This is a genomic window from Psychroflexus halocasei (assembly GCF_900107595.1).
In the GTDB taxonomy this organism is placed as follows: Bacteria; Bacteroidota; Bacteroidia; order Flavobacteriales; family Flavobacteriaceae; genus Psychroflexus; species Psychroflexus halocasei.
In genome coordinates this window covers 84,704-109,481 of the sequence record NZ_FNQF01000005.1, presented here as the reverse complement: position 1 = coordinate 109,481, position 24,778 = coordinate 84,704, and the positions used below count along the sequence as shown (strand labels likewise).

The 24,778-nt window shown below is 35.1% G+C and carries 25 protein-coding genes; 3 read left to right on the top strand and 22 right to left on the bottom strand.

Going from position 1 to position 24,778, the window contains the following annotated elements:
- Positions 1 to 75: 75 nt before the first annotated feature.
- From BLV84_RS07405 to BLV84_RS07390, 4 genes are all read right to left on the bottom strand, one after another.
- On the bottom strand, positions 76 to 264 hold the full coding sequence (locus BLV84_RS07405; protein ID WP_093243861.1) for a hypothetical protein: 189 nt from the start codon (positions 262 to 264) through the stop codon (positions 76 to 78).
- Between the two features lie 295 nt (positions 265 to 559).
- Positions 560 to 2,671 (bottom strand): alpha-ketoacid dehydrogenase subunit alpha/beta, encoded by a 2,112-nt coding sequence (locus BLV84_RS07400; RefSeq protein WP_093243858.1) that lies wholly within the window; start codon positions 2,669 to 2,671, stop codon positions 560 to 562.
- 49 nt (positions 2,672 to 2,720) lie between these two features.
- Positions 2,721 to 3,086, bottom strand: a complete 366-nt coding sequence (locus BLV84_RS07395) for a four helix bundle protein (RefSeq protein WP_093243854.1) — start codon at positions 3,084 to 3,086, stop codon at positions 2,721 to 2,723.
- Between the two features lie 68 nt (positions 3,087 to 3,154).
- Entirely contained in the window at positions 3,155 to 4,471 is a 1,317-nt protein-coding gene (locus tag BLV84_RS07390; protein ID WP_093243849.1) for a dihydrolipoamide acetyltransferase family protein, read from the bottom strand.
- Positions 4,472 to 4,868: 397 nt separating this feature from the next.
- Between BLV84_RS07390 and BLV84_RS07385 the strand changes: the two genes are divergently transcribed.
- The gene (locus tag BLV84_RS07385; RefSeq protein ID WP_093244197.1) at positions 4,869 to 7,031 is read left to right on the top strand and encodes a S46 family peptidase; all 2,163 of its coding nucleotides are present in this window, start codon (positions 4,869 to 4,871) and stop codon (positions 7,029 to 7,031) included.
- 94 nt (positions 7,032 to 7,125) lie between these two features.
- On the opposite strand, the gene BLV84_RS07380 is transcribed toward BLV84_RS07385, so the two are convergent.
- A complete protein-coding gene (locus BLV84_RS07380; protein ID WP_093243845.1) occupies positions 7,126 to 8,307 on the bottom strand; it encodes a dicarboxylate/amino acid:cation symporter in 1,182 nt (393 codons plus the stop codon).
- Between the two features lie 82 nt (positions 8,308 to 8,389).
- Here BLV84_RS07380 and BLV84_RS07375 point away from each other — a divergent pair, with 82 nt between their 5' ends.
- Positions 8,390 to 8,953 (top strand): GNAT family N-acetyltransferase, encoded by a 564-nt coding sequence (locus BLV84_RS07375; protein WP_093243842.1) that lies wholly within the window; start codon positions 8,390 to 8,392, stop codon positions 8,951 to 8,953.
- Here the strand turns inward: BLV84_RS07375 and BLV84_RS07370 are convergent, their stop codons facing one another.
- From BLV84_RS07370 to BLV84_RS07360, 3 genes are read right to left on the bottom strand one after another with little or no spacing between them, the layout of a single operon-like run.
- A complete protein-coding gene (locus tag BLV84_RS07370) occupies positions 8,954 to 9,553 on the bottom strand; it encodes an acyltransferase (protein WP_093243839.1) in 600 nt (199 codons plus the stop codon). It abuts the gene before it with no gap.
- Positions 9,554 to 9,602: 49 nt separating this feature from the next.
- Positions 9,603 to 9,971 carry a four helix bundle protein gene (locus BLV84_RS07365; protein ID WP_093243837.1) on the bottom strand — a complete coding sequence of 123 codons (369 nt, stop codon included), beginning with the start codon at positions 9,969 to 9,971 and terminating at the stop codon, positions 9,603 to 9,605.
- Positions 9,972 to 10,018: 47 nt separating this feature from the next.
- Positions 10,019 to 10,771 carry an enoyl-CoA hydratase/isomerase family protein gene (locus BLV84_RS07360; protein ID WP_093243835.1) on the bottom strand — a complete coding sequence of 251 codons (753 nt, stop codon included), beginning with the start codon at positions 10,769 to 10,771 and terminating at the stop codon, positions 10,019 to 10,021.
- Positions 10,772 to 11,053: 282 nt separating this feature from the next.
- On the opposite strand from BLV84_RS07360, the gene BLV84_RS07355 reads away from it, so the two are divergent.
- Complete coding sequence (locus BLV84_RS07355; RefSeq protein ID WP_093243833.1) at positions 11,054 to 13,195, top strand: S46 family peptidase; 2,142 nt, start codon at positions 11,054 to 11,056, stop codon at positions 13,193 to 13,195.
- 77 nt (positions 13,196 to 13,272) lie between these two features.
- Here the strand turns inward: BLV84_RS07355 and paaZ are convergent, their stop codons facing one another.
- The 14 genes from paaZ to paaA form a co-directional block, all read right to left on the bottom strand.
- The gene (paaZ, locus tag BLV84_RS07350) at positions 13,273 to 15,783 is read right to left on the bottom strand and encodes a phenylacetic acid degradation bifunctional protein PaaZ (RefSeq protein ID WP_093243830.1); all 2,511 of its coding nucleotides are present in this window, start codon (positions 15,781 to 15,783) and stop codon (positions 13,273 to 13,275) included.
- A 50-nt stretch (positions 15,784 to 15,833) separates the two neighbouring features.
- The gene (locus BLV84_RS07345) at positions 15,834 to 16,166 is read right to left on the bottom strand and encodes a type II toxin-antitoxin system PemK/MazF family toxin (protein WP_093243826.1); all 333 of its coding nucleotides are present in this window, start codon (positions 16,164 to 16,166) and stop codon (positions 15,834 to 15,836) included.
- Positions 16,163 to 16,408 (bottom strand): CopG family transcriptional regulator, encoded by a 246-nt coding sequence (locus tag BLV84_RS07340; RefSeq protein ID WP_093243823.1) that lies wholly within the window; start codon positions 16,406 to 16,408, stop codon positions 16,163 to 16,165. The genes BLV84_RS07345 and BLV84_RS07340 overlap by 4 nt, the downstream gene beginning before the upstream one ends.
- Positions 16,409 to 16,627: 219 nt before the next feature.
- A complete protein-coding gene (pcaF, locus tag BLV84_RS07335; RefSeq protein ID WP_093243818.1) occupies positions 16,628 to 17,833 on the bottom strand; it encodes a 3-oxoadipyl-CoA thiolase in 1,206 nt (401 codons plus the stop codon).
- A 224-nt stretch (positions 17,834 to 18,057) separates the two neighbouring features.
- Positions 18,058 to 18,495, bottom strand: a complete 438-nt coding sequence (locus BLV84_RS07330) for a PaaI family thioesterase (RefSeq protein ID WP_093243813.1) — start codon at positions 18,493 to 18,495, stop codon at positions 18,058 to 18,060.
- Entirely contained in the window at positions 18,485 to 18,865 is a 381-nt protein-coding gene (locus BLV84_RS07325; RefSeq protein ID WP_093243810.1) for a four helix bundle protein, read from the bottom strand. Before BLV84_RS07325 ends, BLV84_RS07330 begins: the two co-directional genes overlap by 11 nt.
- A 37-nt stretch (positions 18,866 to 18,902) precedes the next feature.
- Entirely contained in the window at positions 18,903 to 20,084 is a 1,182-nt protein-coding gene (locus BLV84_RS07320; RefSeq protein ID WP_093243806.1) for a 3-hydroxyacyl-CoA dehydrogenase NAD-binding domain-containing protein, read from the bottom strand.
- A 92-nt stretch (positions 20,085 to 20,176) separates the two neighbouring features.
- Positions 20,177 to 20,542, bottom strand: coding sequence for a four helix bundle protein (locus BLV84_RS07315; RefSeq protein ID WP_093243803.1), 366 nt, complete (start codon positions 20,540 to 20,542; stop codon positions 20,177 to 20,179).
- 87 nt (positions 20,543 to 20,629) lie between these two features.
- The gene (locus BLV84_RS07310; protein WP_093243801.1) at positions 20,630 to 21,412 is read right to left on the bottom strand and encodes an enoyl-CoA hydratase-related protein; all 783 of its coding nucleotides are present in this window, start codon (positions 21,410 to 21,412) and stop codon (positions 20,630 to 20,632) included.
- 36 nt (positions 21,413 to 21,448) lie between these two features.
- Positions 21,449 to 21,952, bottom strand: coding sequence for a 1,2-phenylacetyl-CoA epoxidase subunit PaaD (paaD, locus tag BLV84_RS07305; RefSeq protein WP_093243798.1), 504 nt, complete (start codon positions 21,950 to 21,952; stop codon positions 21,449 to 21,451).
- Positions 21,953 to 22,096: 144 nt separating this feature from the next.
- Positions 22,097 to 22,876 carry a 1,2-phenylacetyl-CoA epoxidase subunit PaaC gene (gene paaC, locus BLV84_RS07300; RefSeq protein ID WP_093243792.1) on the bottom strand — a complete coding sequence of 260 codons (780 nt, stop codon included), beginning with the start codon at positions 22,874 to 22,876 and terminating at the stop codon, positions 22,097 to 22,099.
- A gap of 161 nt (positions 22,877 to 23,037) precedes the next feature.
- The gene (paaB, locus tag BLV84_RS07295; RefSeq protein WP_234953112.1) at positions 23,038 to 23,382 is read right to left on the bottom strand and encodes a 1,2-phenylacetyl-CoA epoxidase subunit PaaB; all 345 of its coding nucleotides are present in this window, start codon (positions 23,380 to 23,382) and stop codon (positions 23,038 to 23,040) included.
- Positions 23,383 to 23,421: 39 nt separating this feature from the next.
- Entirely contained in the window at positions 23,422 to 23,784 is a 363-nt protein-coding gene (locus tag BLV84_RS07290) for a four helix bundle protein (RefSeq protein ID WP_093243787.1), read from the bottom strand.
- Positions 23,785 to 23,821: 37 nt separating this feature from the next.
- Positions 23,822 to 24,778, bottom strand: a complete 957-nt coding sequence (gene paaA / locus BLV84_RS07285) for a 1,2-phenylacetyl-CoA epoxidase subunit PaaA (protein ID WP_093243783.1) — start codon at positions 24,776 to 24,778, stop codon at positions 23,822 to 23,824.

The following is a 24,778-nucleotide window of genomic DNA, read 5'->3' as shown; positions in this document are numbered from 1 at the left end:
GTGCGCTTAAACAAAGCTTAAAAATAGAAAAGTTTCCTTTTCTCTGAGTTAATGCAGTAAAATATTAAGCTTTAATTATTTACTATAATCTACTGCCCTAATGATCGCCTCCTTCAAAGCCTGATTATTTTTTGCGACTAATCTGTATTGTTTTGGGCTGTCATTTAACCTGAAACTCAAAGCTAAGCCAGGTTTTGCACTGAAGAACTCGTGACCTTTTAAATCATATTTCCAACCTAAACCATAATACCAAGGCAGCTTCACTTCCGTAAAACTATCAGGGTCAATATCTTTTATCGGTATTTTTTTATTTAAAAAAACCTAAACCAAATTTAATTTCCAAATGATTTTGAAAAACTGAAAATTTAAGTTGGTATAAATTAATTAGAATAAGAGAAAATAATACAATCAAAAATAGAAAAACGAGTTTGACAATTTCTGAATCAGAAGGTATTAAAAGTAGAGGAATCAAGAAAAACAAGAATATGGAAAATGGTATGACGATCAACCATATCACTTGCTTTTCTTGATATATCAACTTCATCTTAAATGATATTACTTAATAATTCAGTAATTCTTCAATTTTCTTTTTCACTTTTTCTGTAGAAGGAATCATGCTTTGTTCTAAAGTTGAATTTAACGGAATGGCAGGCATATTTTCAGAACCAATTGTCATCACAGGCGCATCAAGATATTTAAAGCATTCTTCCTGAATTTTACCAGACAAAGCTCTTGCAAAAGTATTATCAGAAGGCTCTTCAGTGACAACTAAACATTTTCCGCATTTCTTGACAGATTTCATGATCGTTTCTTCATCTAAAGGATGTAGAGTTCTCAAATCAACAACTTCAATTTGGTCTTGCATTCCTAATTCTTCTGAAGCATTCATTGCCCAATGCACACCCATACCATAAGTGATAATGCTTAATGTTTCTTTATCTTCTTGCTTCCAGATTTCTTGTAAAACCCAAGCTTTCCCGAAAGGCAAAACATAATCTTCACTCGGCTCTACCGAAGTGGCGCCTTTTGTTCCTGGCACTTTACTCCAATATAAACCTTTGTGTTCAAAAATAACAACAGGATTCGGGTCATAATAAGCCGCTTTCATCAAACCTTTTAAATCAGCGCCATTACTTGGATATGCGATTTTGATACCGCGTATATTGCTCACCACACTTTCAACCGAAGATGAATGGTAAGGTCCACCGCTACCATAAGCTCCAATTGGCACACGCAACACCATAGAAACTGGCCACTTCCCATTAGATAAGTAACAGCTTCTGCTCACTTCAGTAAATAATTGATTGAGGCCAGGCCAAATATAATCTGCAAACTGAACCTCAACAATTGGTTTTAGTCCCACTGCCGACATCCCAACTGTTGAGCCGATAATAAAAGCTTCTTGTATTGGCGTATTAAACACACGATTATCACCAAATTTTTGAGCTAAAGTTGCCGCTTCTCTAAAAACGCCGCCTAATCTGCCACCAACATCTTGACCATAAAGCAAACATTCTTTGTGTTTTTTCATGAGTTCCTCAATACCAAAAAGCGCACAATCAACCATCACTACTTTTTCAGCACCTTCTGGCGAACGCTCACCTTTTTCTTCAGTAATTGGTGTTGGCGCAAAATCATTTGTAAATAAATTTTCAGGTTTTGGGTCTTCAGCTTTTAAGGCTTCTTCAAAATGTTCTTTCACTTTAACGTGAGCCAAAGCTTCGATGGCTTCAATTTCATCCTCAGAAAAATCATTTTCAGAAAGTAATTTTTTCATCTTCGGATAAGGATCTCGGGTTTTGGCTTCCTCCAAATCGTCACGATAAAACTCCATACGCACACCAGATGTGTGGTGGTTTAACAAAGGAACTTTTGCATGTATCAGCATTGGTCGGCGCTCATCTCGAATTGTTTTGATGGCGTCTTGTACTGTTTGATAACTTTCTTCAAAATCAGTTCCGTCTATAGAAATCGCCTCTAAGCCTTTGAAACCTTTGGCATATTCTGCAGCATTTTGTGCTCGTGTTTCAGCTTCATTGGCAGAAATATCCCAGCCATTATCCTGAACAACGTATAAAATTGGTAACTTTTTGAGAACTGCCATTTGGAATGCTTCTGCCACCTCACCTTCCGTCACACTCGCATCTCCTAAAGAACAGACGACGACAGGTAAATTCCCGCGCAGGCGGGAATCCTTTTCCTCATGACCCATATCTTTAAAAAAGGCATATTTTTCGTCATCCTTAAAAAGGTCGCCGCCTTCTCTGTAATGCATTCCTAGAGCGACACCAGTTGCAGGAATGGCTTGCATGCCTGTTGCTGAACTTTGGTGAGGAACTTTTGGTTTATCAGCATCTTTAATGCTTGGGTGCGAATAATAAGTGCGTCCGCCAGAAAAAGGGTCATCCTTTTTGGCTAAAACTTGTAGCATTAAGTCTTTAGGTTGCATCCCGATTGAAAGCAAAATTGAATCGTCTCTGTAATAAGGGAAGACATAATCTTGCGGTAAAAGTTGCATCCCAACAGCAATCTGAATAACTTCATGTCCACGAGAGGTTGCGTGAACATATTTTGAAACCGTTTTGAAATTCTCTTCGTATAAATCTGTTAAAGCTTTCGCCGTACAGAGATTTGAAAAAGCTTTCTTAAGTATTTTTTTATCTATTTTCATTTTTTATATTTTAGAATCACGAATCAAGACATTTTGAATCATGACTTTTTCATTGATTAGATTCAAGACGATCAATAAAATTCGAAATTTTGCTTTGTAATTTTTGTATTTTATTTTCCAAACTCAAATAAATTTCATCTGAAATAAATTTTTGACGGAAACAGACAGTTAACTGAGTTTCCAACTCATAAGCAGAACCTAAACTATCTTCAAGATATTTAATAAAATGTTTATTGGTTCGTTTACTCGAACCTTCAGAAATATTGGAAGCAATGGAGACGGCACAACGATTCATTTGAGTTCTCAATCCATATTTTTCATAATCTGGTAAAGTCGATGTGAAAAGGTAATTCTCATCAATTAAATCCATGGCTTCATTCCATATTTGAAGTTTTTTATAATTATGCCTTCTCATGATTATTATTGATAAATTGGTATTTTAAATATCATGTTTCAAACCGTCTTGTTTCAAACCGTCCGTTTTTAATTAAAATCTTCAAAGTAATCCGCTACTCTTCTTAAAAAGCTTCCGCCGAGGAAACCATCAACCACACGATGATCGAAAGATAATGAGAGATACATCATGCTTCTGATTTCAATTTTATCGCCTTCTTCATATTCCATCACTTCAGCGCGTTTTTTGATAATTCCTGTTGCTAAAATGGCAACTTCAGGCTGATTGATAATTGGTGTTCCCATCAAGCTTCCAAAAGTCCCAACATTTGAAATTGTAAACGTGCTTCCGCTTGTTTCTTCATGCTTAAGTTTATTTTCTCTTGCCTTTTCAGCTAGAGCATTCACTTCTTTTGCAATCGTTTTTAGATCCTTTTGATCGGCATTTTTCACAACTGGCACAATGAGATTTCCACTAGGCAAAGCCGTTGCCATTCCGATATTAATCTCTTCCTTTTTAATGATGTTTTTACCATCAACACTGACGTTAATCATCGGAAAATCTTTAACAGCCTTAGCGACTGCTTCAACAAATAATGGTGTAAAAGTCAATTTCTCTCCGTATTTTTCTTGAAAAGCTTTTTTATTTGCGTTTCGCCAGTTGACCATATCTGTCAAATCTGCTTCAACATAAGCTGTCACGTGTGGCGAAGTGTGTTTTGAATACACCATGTGATCGGCGATCATCTGTCGCATGCGATCCATTTCTATTATTTCTCCTTTGCCTTTTTCAAGTTTCAAGTCGGGCACCTGGAAACCGTTTGTTTCAGTTTGAGGTTGTGCAAACTGTGCTGGTCGACCTTCTTCTATATATTTAAACACATCGCTTTTGCGTAAACGTCCGTCATGTCCTGTTGTAGGAATGCGTGCCAATTCTTCATAACTAATGTGATAATCAATCGCGATATTCTGAATTAAGGGTGATATATATGTGTTTTGATTTTTATTAATGGTGTAAGTCTTCGCATCTGAAGTTGGCTTTGAACTTGAAGTTAGAGCAGCTTTCTTTTTTGCTGGTTTAGATTTTTTAGATTCTGCCTCAGGCTTTTTTGTAGAAACCTCTTTCGGTTGGTCTGATTGATCTTCAGATGCTTCAATTTTCGCAATCACTTCTCCAACTTTGACAATTGAATCAGCTTCGGCTAAAATATTTTTTATCGTTCCTCGAACGGGTGACGGCACTTCTGAGTCAACTTTGTCAGTGGCAACTTCAAGAATGATTTGATCTTTTTCAACCTCATCACCTTCGTTAACTAACCAATTGATAATTGTTCCTTCAGTGATACTTTCACCCATTTTAGGCAATTTAAATTCCCATATTGATGGAGATTTTTTTTCTTCACTCATTTTATATTTTTTTACTTACCAAGAATTTTTCAATTCTTTAAGGTCAATGATTCATTTTGATCTTCAATTAAGCAAGAAAACTTACATCATAAAGAAGTTAATTTCTGATTTAATTGAATTGGATTGCTAACAAAAATAACATTTTAAGCCTATTTCTAAAGGATTCTTATTTGAATTCCTAAGCTTTAACAATAGTCATTAATTTTATCGTTAAAAATAAAATAGGCTAAGCCATTTCTTTACATCAAATAGCATGTGAATAAAATTTTTAATCACGAAAGCATCTTCAAATCGTTTGCAAATTCAATCTAAAAATCAAAAAGTCAACTCAAAATTTATTATTTTGCGGCATGATGGTTTTTTGCCTATTATGACATAAAATATTTATAAACTTATGATGAAATTAATTCGATTATTTGTCTTTTTATTCGCCTTACCGCTTTTTGCACAGCAAGGCGGAATGTGGATTCCCTCACTACTTGAAGGAATGAACGAAAATGAAATGCAAAACCTTGGTATGAAAATGTCGGCTGAAGACATTTACAGCGTCAACCAAAGCAGTCTTAAAGATGCTGTCCCTCATTTTAATGGTGGGTGTACTTCTGAAGTGATCTCGCCTCAAGGTCTTTTATTAACAAACCATCACTGTGGTTATGGTCAAATTCAATCGCATTCTTCTGTAGAAAACGATTATTTAGCTGATGGATTTTGGGCTAAAAGCATGTCGCACGAATTGGCAAACCCAGGAATGACAGTCACTTTTGTCGTTGAAATCACAGATGTAACTGAGCAAGTTTTAAAAAACACTGAATCTGCATCTTCTGAAGAAGAACGCCAACAAATTATTGAAAAGAACAAACAAAAAGTTGTTGAAAATTCTCCAAAAGAAGAATGGCAAACAAACCGTGTAAGTACTTTTTATGGCGGAAATCAGTTTATGCTGTTTCGTGTTGAAACTTTTAAAGACATCCGTTTAGTCGGTGCGCCACCTTCATCGATTGGTAAATTTGGCTCGGATACTGATAACTGGACGTGGCCAAGACACACTGGCGATTTTGCTTTATTTAGAATTTATGCTGACGAAAATAACCGTCCAGCAGAATACAGTGAAGACAATGTGCCATACACACCTAAACATTACTTACCAGTAAGTTTAGATGGTGTTGAAGAAGGCGATTTTACTCTTGTTTTTGGTTTCCCAGGCTCAACTGAAGAATACTTACCAGCGGTTGCAATTGAGCAATTGGTTGAAACAATTAATCCTGCACGAATTGGTTTACGTGAAGTTGCATTAAAAGAGCAAGATGTTTTTATGCGTAAAGACAAAAAAATAAAAATTCAATATGCTTCTAAATATTCGAGCATTGCCAATTATTATAAAAAATGGATTGGTGAAAGCCAAGGCATGAAAAAAACTGGTGTTGTCAACATTAAAAAAGACCAAGAAAAAGAGTTTATGCAGCGTGTTAAAGCTGAAGATCTTGAGAATGAATATGGCTCAATCTTAAGTGATTTTGATAAAGCTTACGCAGAATATGAAGATTACGATTTAGCTTATAACTTGTTTTCTGAAGCATTTGTCAGAAATGTTGAGTTGCTTAGAAATGGCTTCCAGCTTTATCAATTGGAACAAATTCTAAACAATAGAGGCAAACAATCTTTTAATGATCGTAAAGACAATTTATTAAAAAGATTCAAATCTTCTTACAAAGATTACAGCGCTCAAGTTGATAAAAAGGTTTTTGAAAAAGTGATTAAATACTATGCGCATGAAATGCCAGAGCAGTTTATTTCAAATGAATTAAAACAGAAAAATAAAGCTGACTTAACACAAGAAATTTATTCAAGTTCAGCTTTAACTTCTTATGAAGCTCTTGAAGATTTATTGAAAGGCAGTCCTAAAAAAATCATCAAAAGATTAAATAAAGATTTAGGTTACACTTTCGTAAAAGAGCAAGCTGAAAAATTCTATACTGAAGTTTTACCAACTTATAGAAGTAAAAGTTTAGAGATCGAAGCAATTCAGAAAAAATACATGAAAGCGATTGTCGAGTTAAGTCCGAAAGAAGCGCGTATTTTCCCAGACGCTAACGGAACACTTCGTGTGACTTACGGTCAAGTGAAGGGTTACAGCCCTAAAGATGCTGTTTATTATGAGCCAGTAACACATTTAGAAGGTGTTGTTGAAAAATATGTTCCTGGTGATTATGAATTTGATGCGCCTCAAAAACTTTTAGATTTACACGCCAATAAAGATTATGGTAGATACGCTGATAAAGATGGCAAAATGCCAATTAACTTTATAGGAACAAACCACACAACAGGCGGAAACTCTGGAAGCCCAGTCATTGATGCACACGGAAACTTGATCGGTTTAAACTTTGATAGAGTTTGGGAAGGCACGATGAGTGATTTCTTTTATGATCCTGTGATTTCAAGAAATATTATGGTTGATGCACGTTATATTTTATTCATTATTGATAAATATGCAAATGCAACACATTTAATTAATGAAATGAAATTGGTTCATCCGAAATCGAAAGATAACTCATCAAAATAAACTTCAATAATCAGAAGATTATTGCAAAAAAAAGCCGTCTCAAAAATAATTTTTGAGACGGCTTTTCTGATTTTATATTAGTAAAGTTTAATCATCAGGAAGTTGAAGTTTCTTTTTTATCTCTTACAATTCTGTTTACAATTAAAGCAATTGCTCCATCACCTGTAATATTTGCTGCCGTTCCGAAACTGTCCATCGCGATGTAAAGTGCAATCATTAAAGCTTGTGCTTCAGCATCAAAACCTAACATCGTTTGTAAAATACCCACGGCAGCCATAATTGCACCTCCAGGAACGCCAGGTGCAGCAACCATAGCAATACCAAGCATCATCACGAAACCTGCAAACATTCCGAAGTTAAAATCCATGCCCTGCATCAACATCAGAGCCACAGCACAAGCCACAATTTTCATTGTACTACCTGCTAAGTGAATTGTTGCGCCTAACGGAATAACAAAATTAGCGACTTTAGGAGAAACGCCATTTTTCTCAGCTTGTTGAAGTGTTACAGGAATTGTTGCTGCTGAAGATTGCGTTCCTAAAGCTGTAAAATAAGCTGGTGCCATTGTTATCAATGCCTTAAACGGGTTTTTCTTTGTAATTGCCCCAGCAATGATATATTGAATCACCATCAATAAAATGTGCATGATAAAAATCACACCGATAATTTTGACGAAAACTGATAAAACAGAAGCCACTTGCCCTTTGAAAGCAATAGCCGAGAAGATACTTAAGATATAAAGTGGTAAAAGTGGAATAATGACTTTCTCAATCAAAAACATGATGATTTTCTGAAAATCCATCGTTACATTTTTCAAAGTACTATTTCCTAAAGGCGCCAAACCTAAACCAATGACAAATGCTAGAACTAAAGCAGACATCACATCCAAAATTGGTGGAATAGTTATTGAGAAGTAAGGAGTTAATTCAATAGCTGTTTCTTCTATAGCTTGTACGTTTTGAGGTTCAATAAAAGAAGGAAAGAAACCAGATGCTACGAAATAAGTTGAGAATCCTGAAAACAGAGTTGAACCATAAGCTAAGGCCGCTGTGATTAGCAGGAGTTTTCCTGCACCTTTGCCTAAATCTGCAATCGCTGGCATAATTAAACCAAGAATGATCAAAGGTATTGCAAAACCTAAAAACTCACCAAAAAACGCATTAAATGTATTAACAATTCGGTTTACCGATTCAGGTGTGTATAAACCAATCAGAACACCTAAAACAATTGCGATAAAAACCTTAAACAATAAGTTGTGAGTTATTTTTTTAAGCATAATATTTTTATAATTTTTTCATGGAGATTGACAAATATACTATCTATGCACTCAAAATAAACTTATCAATCAAGCTTTTCTTATGTCGATTAAAATAACTTCTGCTAAGACTTCTCATGCTAAAGATTCCGCAGAACTCCTTTTGGAAGCTATGGAAGATTTGATTTATTTTTATATAGGCGTAAATGATAAACAAAAAGCTATCAATTTTCTTGAAGAGCAATTTAAAAGTGAAACTTCGCTTTATAGTTATAAAAACTCTTTTGTCGCTTTAATCAATCAAAAAGTTGTTGGTATTCTTGTCGGTTATGATGGCAAAAAGCACAAAAAATTACAAGAAAACCTTGTTTTGCATCTTAGTGAAAATTACAGTTTTAAAGGGCAACTAAACCCTGAAACGCGTGAAGGTGAGTTTTATATTGATGCGTTAAGCGTTAATCATAACTATCGTGGCCAAAAAATCGGGAGTCAATTGATTTCTTTTGCTGAACAATATGCTCAAAAAAATCAAATAAAGAATATAGGCTTACTTGTCGATGAAGAAAACCCAGCCGCAAAGAGATTGTATTCACGATTGGGTTTTAATTATACGCATATGGTCAATCTCGACACGCATGCTTATGAACATTTGCAGAAAAGCTTATAGTTAATTTTGCTTTTTCATTTCCTGTAGAGTTTGATAAAAATTTTCTTGTTGAGGTCTGTTTTCCTCAATCTCTCGTAAAGGCTCAACTTCTTCTAAACCTTCGTGACAATCTGAAGGCAAACGTTGATATAGTTTAGTGCCTGCAGTTTTCCAAGCAATCATATCGTCAGAAACTTCTTTGATGATTTTTGCAGGATTTCCGACAACCAAACTTCTTTTCGAAATTTTAGTTTCAGCTTTCACAAAAGCCATAGCACCAATAATAGATTCATTACCTATTTCTGCATCATCCATAATAACAGAATTCATCCCAATAAGACAATTTCTGCCCAAGTTTGCACCATGTATGACAGCGCCATGCCCTACATGCGCTCCTTTTTTTAAGGTGATACTTTTTCCAGGAAACATATGAACTGTACAATTTTCCTGAACATTCACACCGTCTTCTAAAATAATTTCGCCCCAATCACCACGAATGGCTGCACCAGGACCGATGTAACAATCTTTGCCGATAATGACATTACCAGTCACTGCCGCTAAAGGATGCACAAAACTGCTTTCGTGAATAACGGGGATGTGATTTTTAAATTTGTAGATCATAATTTAGAAAATTAGTAGTGAGTAATGAGAGGTGAGTCATTTTTACAATTTATTTATTTTTTAAGTGTTTGATTAACGAGGAAATCATTTTAGATATTTCTGTAATTTTCTTTCGATTCTCTTCATTTTCATCAAAATTAATATAATTTCTTAGTCTAGCTTTAGTTGAAATCGCTACGCATTCATGAGCACTATCCCAAGCCATTTTTAAATACCTCATAAAATTAGCGTCCGAACTTGCTGATCCTTCCGCAATATTCAAAGCGATGGAATCTGCTGCTCTAATAAATTGAGATGATAGTTTATATACTTCGTGTGTTGGAAAATTTTCTACTTGACTATTAATTGATTCTCCGAAATCTATTGCTTTTTTATAAACTTTTAAATCTTCAAATTTAAAATGATATTGACTTTTCATAAATCAAAAGTTTCTTACTACTTACTCACCTCTAAAAATCTCCCGTCTTATTTAAACCTCTCCAACTTCTCTTTCGTAAATTCAGATAAAACTAAGCGTCCGCTAATTTTTGCACGCTCATTTAAAAGTTGATCCCAATCTTCTGTGCCTCTCCAGAACATTTGTTTCATTTCTTTAACGGCTTCTGGGTTATACTCGCATAAATTTCTTGCAAAATCAATCACAGCTTCATCAAGTTCTTCAGTTGAGTCGTAAACATTTGCATATAAACCTTTTTGTTTCGCCCATTCAGGTGAGTAAAAAGTATTGGCATCAATTGCAATTTGCGACATGCCGCTTGCGCCTAATTTTCTTTGAACCGCAGGACCAACAACAAAAGGACCTATTCCTAAATTTAATTCGCTAAGCTTGATTGCTGCATATTTTGTTGCCATGCAGTAATCCATTGCAGAAGCTAAACCAAGGCCGCCGCCTACAGTTTTACCTTGCACCCTTCCGATAATAAATTTCGGACACTTTCGCATCGCATTAATCACATTTGCAAACCCCATAAAGAATTTTTCACCTTCGGTTTCATCTTGAATATTTATTAATTCAGTAAAACTAGCTCCTGCACAAAAAGTACGGTCTCCACCAGATTTAAGAATAATGACTAAAACCTCATCATCTTGGCCAACTTCGGTAATTGTTGTTGCCAATTTTGATAAAATATCACTCGGTAAAGAATTATGCGCTGGATGAAAAAATTCAACTGTCGCTATTCTATCTTCTATTTGTTTTTTAACGTATGCTTCTGCCATGTTTATAATATTTTTTGCTTCCAAAACTAATGAATGTTAGCCTTAATGACAATATTTACAACTTAAAGCTTTTGACTTATCATAAAAAATCTAAAAATCCAACAAACCTAAACTTCAAAAAATAACATCATCAACTTGTAAATCTATGATATGAGATTAAACTTTCATCTTATGATGAAGTCTTAAAAGTCAATAAAAAGTATATTTGTGACTAGATAATTATTCTTAAATATCTAGTTTAATTATTGCTTTACTCAATATTTATTTAATAGTAATAGACTTATGAAAAAGATTATTTTTGGTTTACTCCTTGCCCTGTTTATATTACCGGTCAAGGCAAATGAAGGCATGTGGTTTTTGATGCACATTGAAAGACTCAACTACGTTGACATGCAAAAAATGGGTTTACAATTAACTCCTGAAGAAATTTACAGTGTTAATAATTCAAGCTTAAAAGATGCCATTGTTCAATTTGGTGGCGGTTGTACTGCTGAAATTATTTCTGATAAAGGTTTAGTTTTAACAAATCACCACTGTGGTTACGGTGCAATTGCAGAACTTTCAACTGCAGAAAACGACTATTTAAACAATGGTTTTTGGGCTCAAAATCATGAGGAAGAAATGAAACCTGAAAGCTTATCCGTTCGTTTTTTCGTAAGAATGGATGATGTTTCTAAACGTATTTTAGGTCAGGTAAATGATGAAATGACTGAAGATGAGCGTGAAGCTGCTATTAACAAAGAAATTGCTAAAATTCAGAAAGAAAATGATGAAGGCGGAAAATACACAGTTTCTGTTAAATCATTTTACAACGGAAATGAATTTTACTATTTCGTTTATGAAGATTATAATGATGTTCGCTTAGTAGGAACACCTCCAAAAAGCATTGGTAAATTTGGTGGAGATACTGATAACTGGGAATGGCCAAGACACACTGGTGATTTTGCTCTTTTTAGAGTTTATGCTGATCAAGACGGAAATCCTGCTGAATACTCTGAAGATAATGTCCCATTAAATCCTAAACATCACTTGCCAACGAGCATAAAAGGATTTAAAGAAAATGATTTTGCTATGATTTTGGGTTACCCAGGAAGAACAAATCGCTGGATGCCTTCTGGCGGAATTGAGCAAAATGTAGAGTACGCTTATCCTGCTTGGGTCGAAGCTTCAAGAACATCAATGGATGTGATGGAGAAATATATGAGCGAAGATGCACAAGTAAATTTAGATTATGCTTCAAGTTATGCAGGAATTGCTAATTACTGGAAAAACAGACAAGGTATGATCGATGCTTTAAAGCAACATAAAACAGCTAAAAGTAAGCGCAAGGCTGAAAGAAAGTTTAAAAGATGGGCGAAGAAGAATGAAGATGGCAAATACAAAAATGTAATGTCTGTCATTAATGATTATTACGATAACACTAATGAAATAAGCCGTCATAACAATTATATGAGCATTATGCTACGCTCTAAATTAGCGACAATTCCTTATCGTGTTGGACAAACTATGGAATATTACGCTGAGCAAAACGAAGCAAAACAAGCTGAGCTAATGCCAAGAATAAAAACACAAGTAACTCGTCTTTACGATGGTTTACATATGCCTTTAGAAAAAGATCTTTTAGCAGCCCAGTTACATCTGTACTCAGAAAAAGCTGAAAACATCGCACCGATGGTAAAAGAGATTGCCGATGAAAACGGAAACACTATTGAAGCATGGACAACTTACATTAACCAAAGTATTGATAACAGTATTTTTAAATCAGAAAAAGAAGTTAATGAGTTTTTAGACAATCCTGATGCTGAAGTTTTAGCAAAAGATCCGCTTTACTTACTTTCAAATGATTTATTGAAGCGTTATCGTTACAAATCTGATGAGCAAAAAGCTTGGGATGACAAGTTTAAAAGAGCTTACAGATTAATGGTAAAAGGAATGCGTTTACAAAATCCTGATAAAAAGTATTATCCTGATGCAAATAGTACTTTGCGTTTAACTTACGGAAAAGTCATTTCTTTACCTGAAGATGAAACAAACGATGCAAAATATAATTACTATACAACTCTAAAAGGAACTGTAGCAAAATATCAGCCAGGTGATGATGAGTTTGACATGCCTAAAAAACTCATCGAATTATATGAGAATAAAGATTTTGGACAATATGCTGATGAAGATGGCTATTTGCCTGTCAACTTCCTAACAGATAATGATATTACTGGAGGGAACTCAGGTTCGCCAGTTTTAAATGGAAATGGTGAGTTAATCGGTCTTGCTTTTGACGGAAACATTGAAGCTATGGCTGGTGACGTTATCTTTGATGATGAATTACAAAGAACAATCAGTGTTGATATCAGATACGTTTTATTCTTAATCGATAAATATGCTGGCGCAACACATATTATTGATGAATTGACTTTAGTGAAATAAAACACTTTAAGTTTTTTGATTAAAAAAGCCGTTTAAATTCGAATTTAAATGGCTTTCTTTACTTTTTAATAAAACAATTAAATCAAACCAAATTGCTCAAAGTGATGATTGATGTGTTTTCTGTTAAGAAGTTTCCACTCAAAATAGCTCAACTCTCCAAAAACAGCGTTCTTGATCATCGCATCTGGATTTTCTTGATGATATAAATGGAAATCATCATAAGCTTTTAAGAAGGATTTTTTTGCCTCATCAAAACTTTCATGTTTTAAAGGCTCAAGTTCATTTTCCTTCATCAATGGATGTTTATAACCTTGAGGCATTTTTTCATAAGTATAAAGTGTTTCTTTCACCTTGTCAAGATGTTCTTCTGGTGTGATGATCTCAACATCTCCACCTAAACCTCTTCCTAAATTAAAGCTTCCCTCTAAATGTTCAAGCATGTGCTGAGGCATCATCATTCCCCATTCTGGTTTTTGGTCTTCTTTTAAAAGACTTAATTTTTGCTCTAAAAATAAGCGATCAATTTCATGGAAAACATCTTGCTTTTTTTGCACCATCGTTAAAATTGTGGCGATGGCAACAAGCTTATCTTCTTCATCAACAGCTTCTGTGTCAAACACCTCAACATACCATTTTACTATACCGCTTGGAAGTTCAGTTCCTTTCTGATCTCTATCAACTTTTTCTTTACATGTTAAACGAACATGAATTGTATCGTTATGATAGAGTGGACGTAAGAATCGAATTTCTTCTAAACCATAATTCGCTGCCACTGGCCCTTTATTAGGATAAACAAATAATCCTGCAGCTGCAGAAATAATGAAATAGCCATGAGCTGTTCTTTTTTCAAAAATACTACCCTCAAGCGACGTAATATCAGTATGCGCGTAGAAATGATCCCAAGTCAGATTTCCGAAATTCACAATATCAGTATCGGTAAGAGTTCTGTTATGAGTTTTTAAAGACATTCCTGGTTGGATATCTTCCCAATGATATGCGAAAGGATGTTTTTCAGCTTGCTTATATTTTGCTTTAGGCTGATAGATTCCTGTAATCTCAGTTAAAGTCGTAGGCGAACCTTGTATTGCACAACGCTGCATATAATGCTTGATACCGCGTTTACCACCCATTTCTTCACCGCCTCCAGCACGACCAGGTCCTCCGTGAACTAATAAAGGTAATGGAGATCCATGACCTGTGCTTTGTTTTGCACTTTCTCTATTGATGACTAAAATACGACCGTGATGTGTTGCTGCATTTACAGTATAATCAGCTGCAATTTTATCATCATTTGTCGCGATAGAACTAACTAAAGATCCTTTACCCATTTTGGATAATTCAATCGCTTCACCCATGTTTTTATAAGGCATAATGGTACTGACAGGCCCAAAAGCTTCTGTGGAATGCACTGCTATATTTTCAAACGGATTGTCTTCTCGCATCACGATTGGCGACATGAAAGCGCCTTTATTTGCATCTGCACCAATTGTATGCGTTTTTTCTAAATCACCATAAACGATTGAAGCCGTTTTTGTCATTTCTTGAATTCGCTCTCGCACTTCCTGAACTTGATCCTTGCTCACCAAAGCACCCATACGGACTTCTTTTAAACGCGGATCGCCTATTGTGACTTTCCCTAATGATTTCCCGAGAGCAATTTGAACATCTTCAACTAAATTTTCAGGAACAATAACACGACGAATCGCCGTACATTTTTGTCCGCATTTCACGGTCATTTCATTTCGTACTTCTTTAATAAACAAATCAAATTCTGGCGTACCAGGCTTGGCATCTTCGCCCAGAATAGAAGCATTGAGTGAATCAGCCTCCATATTAAAAGGAACGGATTCTTCTAATAATCTTTTGTGTGATTTCAACATCCTACCAGTATCGGCAGAACCTGTAAAAGTGACCACATCTTGAGATTCTACGGTGTCTAGAATTGAACGCGCAGAACCAGAAATAAGTTGTAAAGAACCTTCTGGTAGAATACCTGAATTGATGATTTCGCGCACCACAGCTTCAGTTAAGAAAGATGTGTTTGTCGCTGGCTTAACTACAGCTGGCATACCAGCCATCCAATTCACAGCACATTTTTCTAACATTCCCCAAACAGGAAAATTAAAAGCATTAATGTGCACTGCAACACCTTCTTTAGGAACTAAAATATGATGTGCCATAAATCGGCCACCGCGGGATAAATCAATCGGATCACCTTCAACATCAAAAGCTTGATTAGGAAAAACTTTACGCAAAGAAGCGTTGGCAAATAAATTCCCAAAACCACCTTCTATATCAATCCAGCTATCAACTTTCGTAGCACCTGTTCGGAAACTTACTTCGTAAAACTGTTTTTTCTTTTTGGTTAGATGTAAGGCTAATTTTTTGAGCATATTTCCACGCTCCTGGAAAGTCATTTTCCTTAATGTTTCACCTTTCTGACGACCATATTTTAAAGCCTGATCAAAATCAAGTCCTTTTGTATCACTTAAAGCAATTGTCTCTCCAGTGACAGCATCAATTAAAGGGACACCTTCACCTGATCCTTCAACCCATTTTCCATGAATATAACTCTGTAATTTTTGCATTTATTTTGTTTTTTTGATTTAATCTGATAAAAAGACTCAGTTTATCTCATTTAATATTTTAAAATATCAAGAACTGTTTGTTTAACTTTCTCTAATTCCTTTTTAGTAACCTCTCCAATTTTTATTTTAAACCGTTCTTTAGAAAGAGAACGAATATGAAATACCAATATTTCAGAAGTTAATTTTAGTCCATTTTCTTTTGTAGGAATTAAGACTGGATTTCCTTCATAATTATGAATAGCAGTTGAAAGTGGACAAACAACAATAACTCCCAAATTTTTATTTAAGGTATTACCGCTTATAACAACTGCTGGACGATTTCCGCCTTGTTCACTTCCTTTTATCGGATCAAAGTAAACGTTCCAGATATCTCCTTGCTTCATTCTTTATCCAAATTTTGAAGCTGTTTAAAATAATCTGCCATTCCTTCTTCGGCCATCGCCATTATATCTTTATCTTTTGCAGCTCTTCGATATGATTCAGCATATTTCGCTCTTTGAATTTCGTCTAAAAAAATTTGTAAAGCTTTTTCAATGACTTTATTTTTAGGCATTTTTAACTCCTTAGCTGTTTTGGAAAGCTCTTTCAATAAATGATCTGGAAGTGAGGATGTAAATGTTGTCATTTTATATTTATTTAATGTAAATATAATTAATAAATATTAAATATAAGGATCACAATATCAATTAATTAAAAAACCTACATTTCTTACTCTTGCCCTTAAAGATTCCTGCCTGCGCAATATTCCAACGTAAGTGGGAATCTCAAACTAATCTGAATAACACAATTACTCAAACTATACATTTCTTACTCATGCTCTAAAAGATTCCTGCCTGCGTAGGAATTAGGCGCGCTCGATAACCGCAGCATATCCCTGTCCAACGCCAACACACATGGTAACTAGGGCGTATTTTTTGCCGGTTAATTGTAATTCTAGAGCTGCTGAATAAGCTAATCTTGCACCTGTTACACCCAATGGATGCCCGATGGCTATTGCACCTCCATTTGGATTTAAACGCGGATCATCATCTTTTAATCCCCAAGCTCTGATGCATGCTAAAGCTTGGGCAGCAAAAGCTTCATTCAATTCGATAATATCCATATCATCCATCGTTAAACCTGCTTTTTTCAAGGCTTTGTTTGAGGCTTCAACAGGACCAATTCCCATGACACGCGGTTCGACGCCAACAACAGCTGAACTCAAAATTTTCGCCATTGGTTTTAAATCATATTCCTTGACTGCTTTTTCTGAAGCTATAATTGTTGCTGCAGCACCATCATTCAGACCTGATGAATTTCCAGCAGTAACGCTTCCTCCTTCTCTGCGAAAAGCTGGTCTTAATTTTGCTAAAACCTCTAAAGATGTATTAGGTTTTATAAATTCATCTTGATTAAAGAGAATCGGGTCTTTTTTACGCTGAGGAATTTCTACTGTGACAAGTTCTTTAGCTAAGCGGCCATTTTCTTGAGATTTACTGGCTTTCATCTGACTCCAATAAGCAAAGGCATCTTGATCTTCTCGGGAGATATTGTATTTGTCTACTAAATTTTCAGCCGTCACTCCCATTCCATCAACACCATACAAAGCTTTCATTTTTGGATTCACAAAGCGCCAACCAAAACTTGTATCGTACATTTTTGCATCATTTCCATAAGCAGAAGATGGTTTAGCTATTGCGTAAGGTCCTCGTGTCATGTGCTCAACTCCTCCGCTAATAAATAAATCTCCATCGCCAGCTTTAATAGCACGATTGGCATGAATAATCGCGGAAAGTCCGCTACTGCATAATCGGTTAACAGTTTCGCCAGGAACACTATGGGGTAGACCAGCTAATAAAGAACACATTCTTGCGACATTGCGATTGTCTTCACCTGCTTGATTAGCACAGCCTAGAATCACATCGTCATAAGCTGATTCTGGAATATTCGGGTTTCTTTTAACGATTTCTTTAATGACTAAAGCGCCCAAATCATCTGTTCTAACGGGAGATAAAGTTCCTTTATAATTCCCAATAGGCGTTCTGATTCCGTCGATGATATATGCGTCCATTTCTAATTTTAAATTTTAGGTTATTAATTTTAAATGCAAAAGATAAAGTTTTTAATACGAACCCTCTAATTTTTCACTTTTACATTTTAAATTTTATGGTCAACTATTTTGCGCAAGGGATAGAGCGTTTGTTGAAGCTCTTTATTAATTGCTGCCTTTTACAGCAATTAATAAAAGCGACTCGCGAAAGCCCGACCCGATAGGGTTGCGCCCTAATTATTATTTTAAATATTCCATTCTGCATTTGTGCGATATGCGACACCCTTGAAAAGTGCAACAATTTCGTTTTCTTTCTGAACTTCAACGATATAAAATCCGAGTTTATTTTTCATACTTTTTAAGTCTGAAGTTGCCGTAATGACATCGCCTTCTTCAAGTGCCTCAATGTGATTGATTGAGGTTTCGATAGAAACGGCTTTTCGACCCAAAGTGTTTGTTGCAAAACCAAAAGCGGTATCGGCTAAAGCGTATGTGATACCGCCATGTGCCTTTTTCATGCTGTTGAGCATGTCTTTGCGAATTGTCATTTTGACTTGACAAAAAGCTTCTCTAACCTCAACAATTTCGATGCCTAACCACTGACTGAAAGCGTCATTCTTCAGCATGTTATGTGGTATAGTTTGTGAGTTAGGGAGTTTTTGAGTTTTTGAATTATTTTCCATTCATATTTTTCTTTAAATAGGATTTATAAGCTGTGATCATTTTCGATAATTCAGTTACCAATTCTCTATTTTTCTCATTAGTTTCTTTAGTCAAAAAACCTCTTCTATATGCTTTTGTACTGCAGACAACACATTCATGAGCACTATCCCAAGCCATTTGTAAATATCTATTGAGGTTAGGTTTTGAGCTAGAAGATCCTTCGGCTATATTAAGTGTAATTGAATCTACAGCACGAATAAACTGGGAGGCTAATCTATAGGTTTCCTCTTTTGGAAAACTTTTTATCTGGCAATTAACATTATCACCAAACTCTAAAGCCTTTTGATACATCGTTAATTCTTCAAACTTGAAATGATACTTACTTTTCATCATTAGACTTTTACTTAAAAACTTACTAACTCAAAAACTATGAAACCTGAAAGGTTTTATTTAACTTCTTCATTTTTCTTAAAAGCGGGCTACATCTATATCTGTCTTCATGGTATTCATCATAAAGTGCATCCATTTTTTCTACGCACCAATTTATACCTTTTTCGTTTGCCCATGAAAGCAAGCCTTTAGGGTAATTGACGCCTTTAGTCATTGCTAAGTCTATATCTTTTGCTGTTGCAATATTTAGAAATAAAGCATCTGCAGCTTCATTAATAAGCATCACTAAAATTCGGTCGAGAATTTGATTTGCTTTTTCATCTTCAAAAGATTCTGAATCAACTTTAGGGTGATAATTTTTATCAATTTTGCCATTTTTATAATGATAAAAACCTTTTTCGGTTTTCCTTCCAAGGTAACCAGCTTCGGAAAGGCGTTTTTGAGTGAAAGATGGTTTGTAACGCGGATCGTAATAAAACTCTTTAAAAACTGTTTCCGTCACTGTGTAATTGACGTCATTACCAATAAAATCCATCAACTCAAAAGGTCCCATTCTGAAACCGCCTAAAGTTTTCATAGCCTGATCAATCTCTGCAAAACTTGCTCCTCCTTCTTCATAAATACGAAGTGCTTCTCCGTAAAAAGGACGCGCCACACGATTCACGATAAAGCCAGGTGTGTCTTTGGCAAGCACGCCTACTTTTTTCCAGTTAGTAATAATTTCAACCACTTTATTTTTAACTTTATCTGAAGTTTGAACGGCTGGAATAATCTCTACTAGAGGCATTAAAGGCGCAGGATTAAAAAAATGAATGCCAATCACGCGTTCCGAACTTTCTAAAGAAGCTGCGATGGAAGCAATTGAAAGTGATGACGTATTTGAAGCGATAATTGCATCTTGAGATTGTAAGCTTTGTAGCTCTTGAAAGACTTGTTTTTTGATATCAAGATTTTCGACTATTGCTTCAATTGTTAAATGAGCGTCGCCTAAATCTTTTAAAGAGGTTACATAAGTGATATTGCTTTGTATTCTGTTTTTCTCGTCTAGGTCAATTCTTCCTTTTTCTATTAAACGCGCTAGAACTTTTTCTAATTTTGTTTTGCTTTTATCTAAAGCTTCTTCTTTAGTATCATAAAGCTTCACTTCACATCCGGCGGTTGCTGCAACTTGTGTAATGCCGCTTCCCATGGTTCCTGCTCCTATTATAGCTACTTTCATATGTTAGAATATTGAATATCGAATAATTAATGCTGAATGATGAAATTTTAATTAAGCGATAAATGAGATTTTTAAATTTTTCTATTTTAATATTATCTGTTTTTTTGTTCCGAAGTTCTAATACTGGTTACGAAGATGGCTATGAGTTGATTATTTTCTTCCAATAATTCATCTACTTCTTTTATATTTTCAAAGAGTTTCGCTTCTTTTTGAATTTTTAAATTCACTAAGGATTCACGCAGTTCTTTTAAACATAAACGCATTTTATGCAGAAAATCTCTCGGTGATTGTGCACTTTGAGCTTCACCATAGTTGAGTGCCGCAGAGGTCGTGGATCTTATTAATTGTTTTGAAAGATGTTGAGAAGCGAACGATCCTTCCATTTTATCACAGGCAAGGATTATTTTAACAGAAAGATTAATTAAACGCTCTTCAATATCATATTTATAATTTGGCATCTTAATTTTTGTAAAGTTTAAACCCTTTTCTTTTTCTCCTACACCAATTACTAGGCTATTCTTAATTGAATATTCAGTATTCGATATTTATTCCCCTTCAAACTTCGGTTTTCTCTTTTCTACAAAAGCATTAACGCCTTCTTTATAATCTTTTGAAGATGCGGCTTCTATTTGGAATTTACTCTCTAAAGCTAATTGTTCATCCAAATTATTTGTAAAAGACTGATTCATTGCTTCTTTGGTTAGTGCTAAAGCTTTAGTTGGCATTTGTGCCATTTTTTCAACTAACTTAATGCTTTCTTCTTCAAATTTTTCAGCAGAGAAATATTTATAAATCATTCCTAAACGTTCAGCTTCAACTGCATCAATTTTATCGCCTAACATCATCAAGGCAGAAGCTTTCTGGAAACCAATTAAGCGCGGTAAAAAGAAAGTTCCTGCAGAATCAGGGATCAAACCAATTTTACTAAAAGCTTGAATAAAAGCTGCATGTTCAGAAGCTACTACAACATCACAAGCTAAAGCAATATTCGCTCCTGCCCCGGCTGCGACACCATTAACAGCTGCGACAATTGGCTTAGATATTTCTCTAATCAGCCGAATAATCGGGTTGTAGTGTTCTTCAAGAATAGCTTTAAAACCTGGATTTAATTCAGGTTGAGTCACTTCTTTTAAGTCTTGCCCAGCACAAAATGCTTTTCCGTTACCTGTGATCAAAATCGCTCTAACCTCAGTATTTTGAGCAGCATTTTTTAAGGCATCTTGCATTTCGAATGCCATTTCACGATTAAAACTATTAAAAACATCTGGTCGATTTAAATTGATCAATGCGACTTGGTTTTTTATTTCTGCTTGTATATTTTTATTCATATTGAACTATAAAAAAGATTCCTGCTTATGCAGAAATTATATTAAACATTTAAAATAATCAAAGGGTTCTTGACAGTCATCACATTTAAACAAAGCTTTGCAAGCTGTTGATCCGAATTGACTAACAAGATGTGTATTTGTGGATTGACATTGAGGACATTTGACGATTTTCTCCTCACCTAACAAAGCGCGTTTATCAGCTGAGGCATCAAGAGGTGCTGCGATTCCGTATTCTTCCATTGCTTTTCTGCCTCGTTCGGTTATCCAATCTGTGGTCCATGCTGGTGCTAAAATTAACTTCACATGAGGTTCATATCCTGCTTTTTTTAAAGCAGAACTAATATCGTCTCCGATCACATCCATGGCTGGACAACCGCTGTAGGTTGGTGTAATTTTTATAAATGCTTGATCACCCTCTATTTTTGCTTCACGCACAACACCTAAATCAAGTATTGAAATAACTGGTATTTCAGGATCTGGAACCTCTTGTAAAATGGGTTCTAATTTTTTATCGATGTATACTTTTTCTTGATTTATCATATTGAATAATCGAAACTGATATTTCAATTTTTTTACTCGAATTCATTAGTTATCAATATCTTATATTAAGATTCCTGTCTACGTAAGAATTATATCAATAACTTTCTTAGTCTTTCGCTGGAAGATTCCTACTTGCGCAGAATTTTACCATTTCATCCCAGGAAATGTACGTTGCATATATTGCATTTCTGTTAAAATGAAGCCCATATGCTCACTATGAATTCCATTTTTGCCACCTTTTTGGAAATATTTGAGATCAGGTACCTGTAAAGTTGCCTCTTCTAAAACTTCAGAAACGTTTTTATAATATTGTTCTTTTAACTTCTTAACATCAACGCCTACACCTGCTTCAATCATTTTTTCATCTGCTTCAGTGGTATGAAAAAGCTCGTCGGTGTATTTCCATAAATCATCAATGGCTGTTTGCATTTTTTGATGACTTTTTTCAGTTCCGTCTCCTAAACGTTTGACCCAATCTGAAGAAAACCTCTTATGATAACTGACTTCTTTGATGGTTTTTTTAGCAATTGCCACCAATGTTTCATCTTTTGAATTTTGTAATTCTGTCATCAATATAAAGTGAAAGTGATCAAATAAAAACTGACGACCTATGCTGTATGCAAAATCTTTATTGGGTTGCTCTACTAAAAGTACATTAAGGTATTCTCGCTCAGTTCTTAAAAAAGCAAGGTCATCTTCAGTTACATCTTTATCAGAAATTTGAGCTGCATATTGAAAGTAACTTCTCACTTGCCCAAATAAATCTAAAGAGATATTTGTCATCGCGATGTCAACCTCTAAAGTTGGACCGTGACCTGTTAATTCGCCTAAACGTTGACCTAATATCAAACTATTATCAGCAATGCCATAAATATATTTGATCATATTCTCGCTAAAGCTTGAATCTTTTTGTTTTGAACTCATTTTATTTATTATTTATTCAAAAATATTTTGTTTTCTTCTGTTTGAGCGAGGCTTGTTAGTTATTGAAAATCAAGCTTATTCACTCTTCAGCTCTAAAATTTTATCCATATAAAACTTTCTCACTCTTGCGCTTCTAAGATTCCTGCCTATGCAGGAATTTGTTACATGTGTTTGACATCGTCAGGTAAATCGTAAAATGTTGGATGACGATAGACTTTATCAGATGCTGGCTCAAACATTTCTCCATTATGTTCAGGATTTGAGGCCGTGATATTTTTGGATTCGACAACCCAAATGCTCACACCTTCATTTCTGCGTGTATAAACATCTCTTGCGTTTTCTAAAGCCATATCGGCATCAGCCGCATGTAAGCTCCCAAAGTGTCTATGCTCGAGACCGTTTTTGCTACGCACAAAAATTTCCCATAAAGGCCAGTTCTTTTTTCCTGTTGTCCCCTTCGAAGAATGAGTAGCTGGTTTTTTTTTGTTTTCTTTATTATCTGACATAATTGCTTAAGAATTTAGTAATTAGTATTGAGTCTTTAGTCAATAAGACTCTTTATTTAGTGACTTTATCAAAGCGTAATTCATTTTCTGAATTTCAACAACCTCTTTCAAAATAGGGTCAACTTTTGCTTTTGAGATAAGTTTAAGTTTATGAGACAAAACCAATTGAGTAAACAGTTCATAAGCAGACCCATTAACAATACTAAGAAAATTCTTAAATTCACCTTTAGTATTTCTACCAGCTCCTTCTGCTATATTTGAAGGAACTGAAACTGCACTTCTTCTAATTTGACTTGTTAAACCAAATTTTTCTTCAAGTGGAAAATCAGCTGAGATTAAATATATTTTTTCAGCAACAGACATCGCTTTATTCCACACTTTCAAATCTTCTAAAACATGCATAATCGCTCATAGCTAATTACTCAATACTCAGTATCATCTAACTTACTTTCCTCACTTTTCTATCAGCTTGTTTTTCGGCATAAACCATCGCAGCGTCGCGTACCCATTCGCCTTCTTCCCAAGCATTAACTCTAGTTTCTAATCGATCTTTATTGCAAGGCCCATGACCTTTGACGACCTGCCAAAATTCATCCCAATCGATTTTTCCAAAATCATAATGACCTCTTTCTTCGTTCCATTTTAAATCTTTATCAGGAATTGTGATTCCTAATATTTCTGCTTGTGGTACAGTTTGATCGATAAATTGCTGACGTAATTCATCATTTGTTTTACGCTTTAACTTCCACTTCATCGATTGCTCTGTGTGTGTTGACTCATCATCAGTTGGCCCAAACATCATTAAGGATGGCCACCACCAGCGATTTAATGCATCTTGTGCCATTTCTTTTTGTTCAGGTGTTCCGTTACATAAGGTCAACATAATTTCATAACCTTGTCTTTGATGGAAACTTTCTTCTTTACAAACACGTACCATTGCTCTGGCATAAGGTCCGAAAGATGTACTACAAAGTGGAACTTGATTAATAATTGCTGCACCATCAACAAGCCAACCAATGGCGCCAATATCTGCCCACGTAATTGTAGGATAATTGAAAATACTCGAATATTTAGCTTTGCCAGAATGCAATTGATTGTAGAGTTCTTCACGAGAAATTCCTAAGGTTTCACATGCACTGTACAAGTATAAACCATGTCCGGCTTCATCCTGAACTTTTGCCAACAAAGCAACTTTTCGTCTTAATGAAGGTGCTCTTGTGATCCAGTTTCCTTCAGGAAGCATCCCAACTATTTCTGAGTGGGCGTGCTGAGAAATTTGACGAATATGTGTTTTTCTATACTTCTCGGGCATCCAATCTTTAGGTTCTATTTTTTCATCATTCGCAATTTTTTGATCAAAAATCGCTTCCATATTTTTCACTTCTTTCTCACTCAT

Bases quoted from the DNA above. Each gene is read 5' to 3' on its own strand.
- BLV84_RS07290 (WP_093243787.1), bottom strand. From the start codon at position 23,784: ATGCATGTTTTAGAAGATTTGAAAGTGTGGAATAAAGCGATGTCTGTT.
- BLV84_RS07375 (WP_093243842.1), top strand. From the start codon at position 8,390: ATGTCGATTAAAATAACTTCTGCTAAGACTTCTCATGCTAAAGATTCC.
- paaD (WP_093243798.1), bottom strand. From the start codon at position 21,952: ATGATAAATCAAGAAAAAGTATACATCGATAAAAAATTAGAACCCATT.
- pcaF (WP_093243818.1), bottom strand. From the start codon at position 17,833: ATGGACGCATATATCATCGACGGAATCAGAACGCCTATTGGGAATTAT.
- paaC (WP_093243792.1), bottom strand. From the start codon at position 22,876: ATGAGTTCAAAACAAAAAGATTCAAGCTTTAGCGAGAATATGATCAAA.
- paaA (WP_093243783.1), bottom strand. From the start codon at position 24,778: ATGAGTGAGAAAGAAGTGAAAAATATGGAAGCGATTTTTGATCAAAAA.
- BLV84_RS07395 (WP_093243854.1), bottom strand. From the start codon at position 3,086: ATGAGAAGGCATAATTATAAAAAACTTCAAATATGGAATGAAGCCATG.
- BLV84_RS07380 (WP_093243845.1), bottom strand. From the start codon at position 8,307: ATGCTTAAAAAAATAACTCACAACTTATTGTTTAAGGTTTTTATCGCA.
- BLV84_RS07345 (WP_093243826.1), bottom strand. From the start codon at position 16,166: ATGAAGCAAGGAGATATCTGGAACGTTTACTTTGATCCGATAAAAGGA.
- BLV84_RS07330 (WP_093243813.1), bottom strand. From the start codon at position 18,495: ATGGAAAATAATTCAAAAACTCAAAAACTCCCTAACTCACAAACTATA.
- BLV84_RS07365 (WP_093243837.1), bottom strand. From the start codon at position 9,971: ATGAAAAGTCAATATCATTTTAAATTTGAAGATTTAAAAGTTTATAAA.
- BLV84_RS07390 (WP_093243849.1), bottom strand. From the start codon at position 4,471: ATGAGTGAAGAAAAAAAATCTCCATCAATATGGGAATTTAAATTGCCT.
- BLV84_RS07360 (WP_093243835.1), bottom strand. From the start codon at position 10,771: ATGGCAGAAGCATACGTTAAAAAACAAATAGAAGATAGAATAGCGACA.
- BLV84_RS07400 (WP_093243858.1), bottom strand. From the start codon at position 2,671: ATGAAAATAGATAAAAAAATACTTAAGAAAGCTTTTTCAAATCTCTGT.
- paaB (WP_234953112.1), bottom strand. From the start codon at position 23,382: ATGTCAGATAATAAAGAAAACAAAAAAAAACCAGCTACTCATTCTTCG.
- BLV84_RS07370 (WP_093243839.1), bottom strand. From the start codon at position 9,553: ATGATCTACAAATTTAAAAATCACATCCCCGTTATTCACGAAAGCAGT.
- paaZ (WP_093243830.1), bottom strand. From the start codon at position 15,783: ATGCAAAAATTACAGAGTTATATTCATGGAAAATGGGTTGAAGGATCA.
- BLV84_RS07340 (WP_093243823.1), bottom strand. From the start codon at position 16,408: ATGACAACATTTACATCCTCACTTCCAGATCATTTATTGAAAGAGCTT.
- BLV84_RS07385 (WP_093244197.1), top strand. From the start codon at position 4,869: ATGAAATTAATTCGATTATTTGTCTTTTTATTCGCCTTACCGCTTTTT.
- BLV84_RS07315 (WP_093243803.1), bottom strand. From the start codon at position 20,542: ATGCCAAATTATAAATATGATATTGAAGAGCGTTTAATTAATCTTTCT.
- BLV84_RS07355 (WP_093243833.1), top strand. From the start codon at position 11,054: ATGAAAAAGATTATTTTTGGTTTACTCCTTGCCCTGTTTATATTACCG.
- BLV84_RS07310 (WP_093243801.1), bottom strand. From the start codon at position 21,412: ATGAATAAAAATATACAAGCAGAAATAAAAAACCAAGTCGCATTGATC.
- BLV84_RS07325 (WP_093243810.1), bottom strand. From the start codon at position 18,865: ATGAAAAGTAAGTATCATTTCAAGTTTGAAGAATTAACGATGTATCAA.
- BLV84_RS07320 (WP_093243806.1), bottom strand. From the start codon at position 20,084: ATGAAAGTAGCTATAATAGGAGCAGGAACCATGGGAAGCGGCATTACA.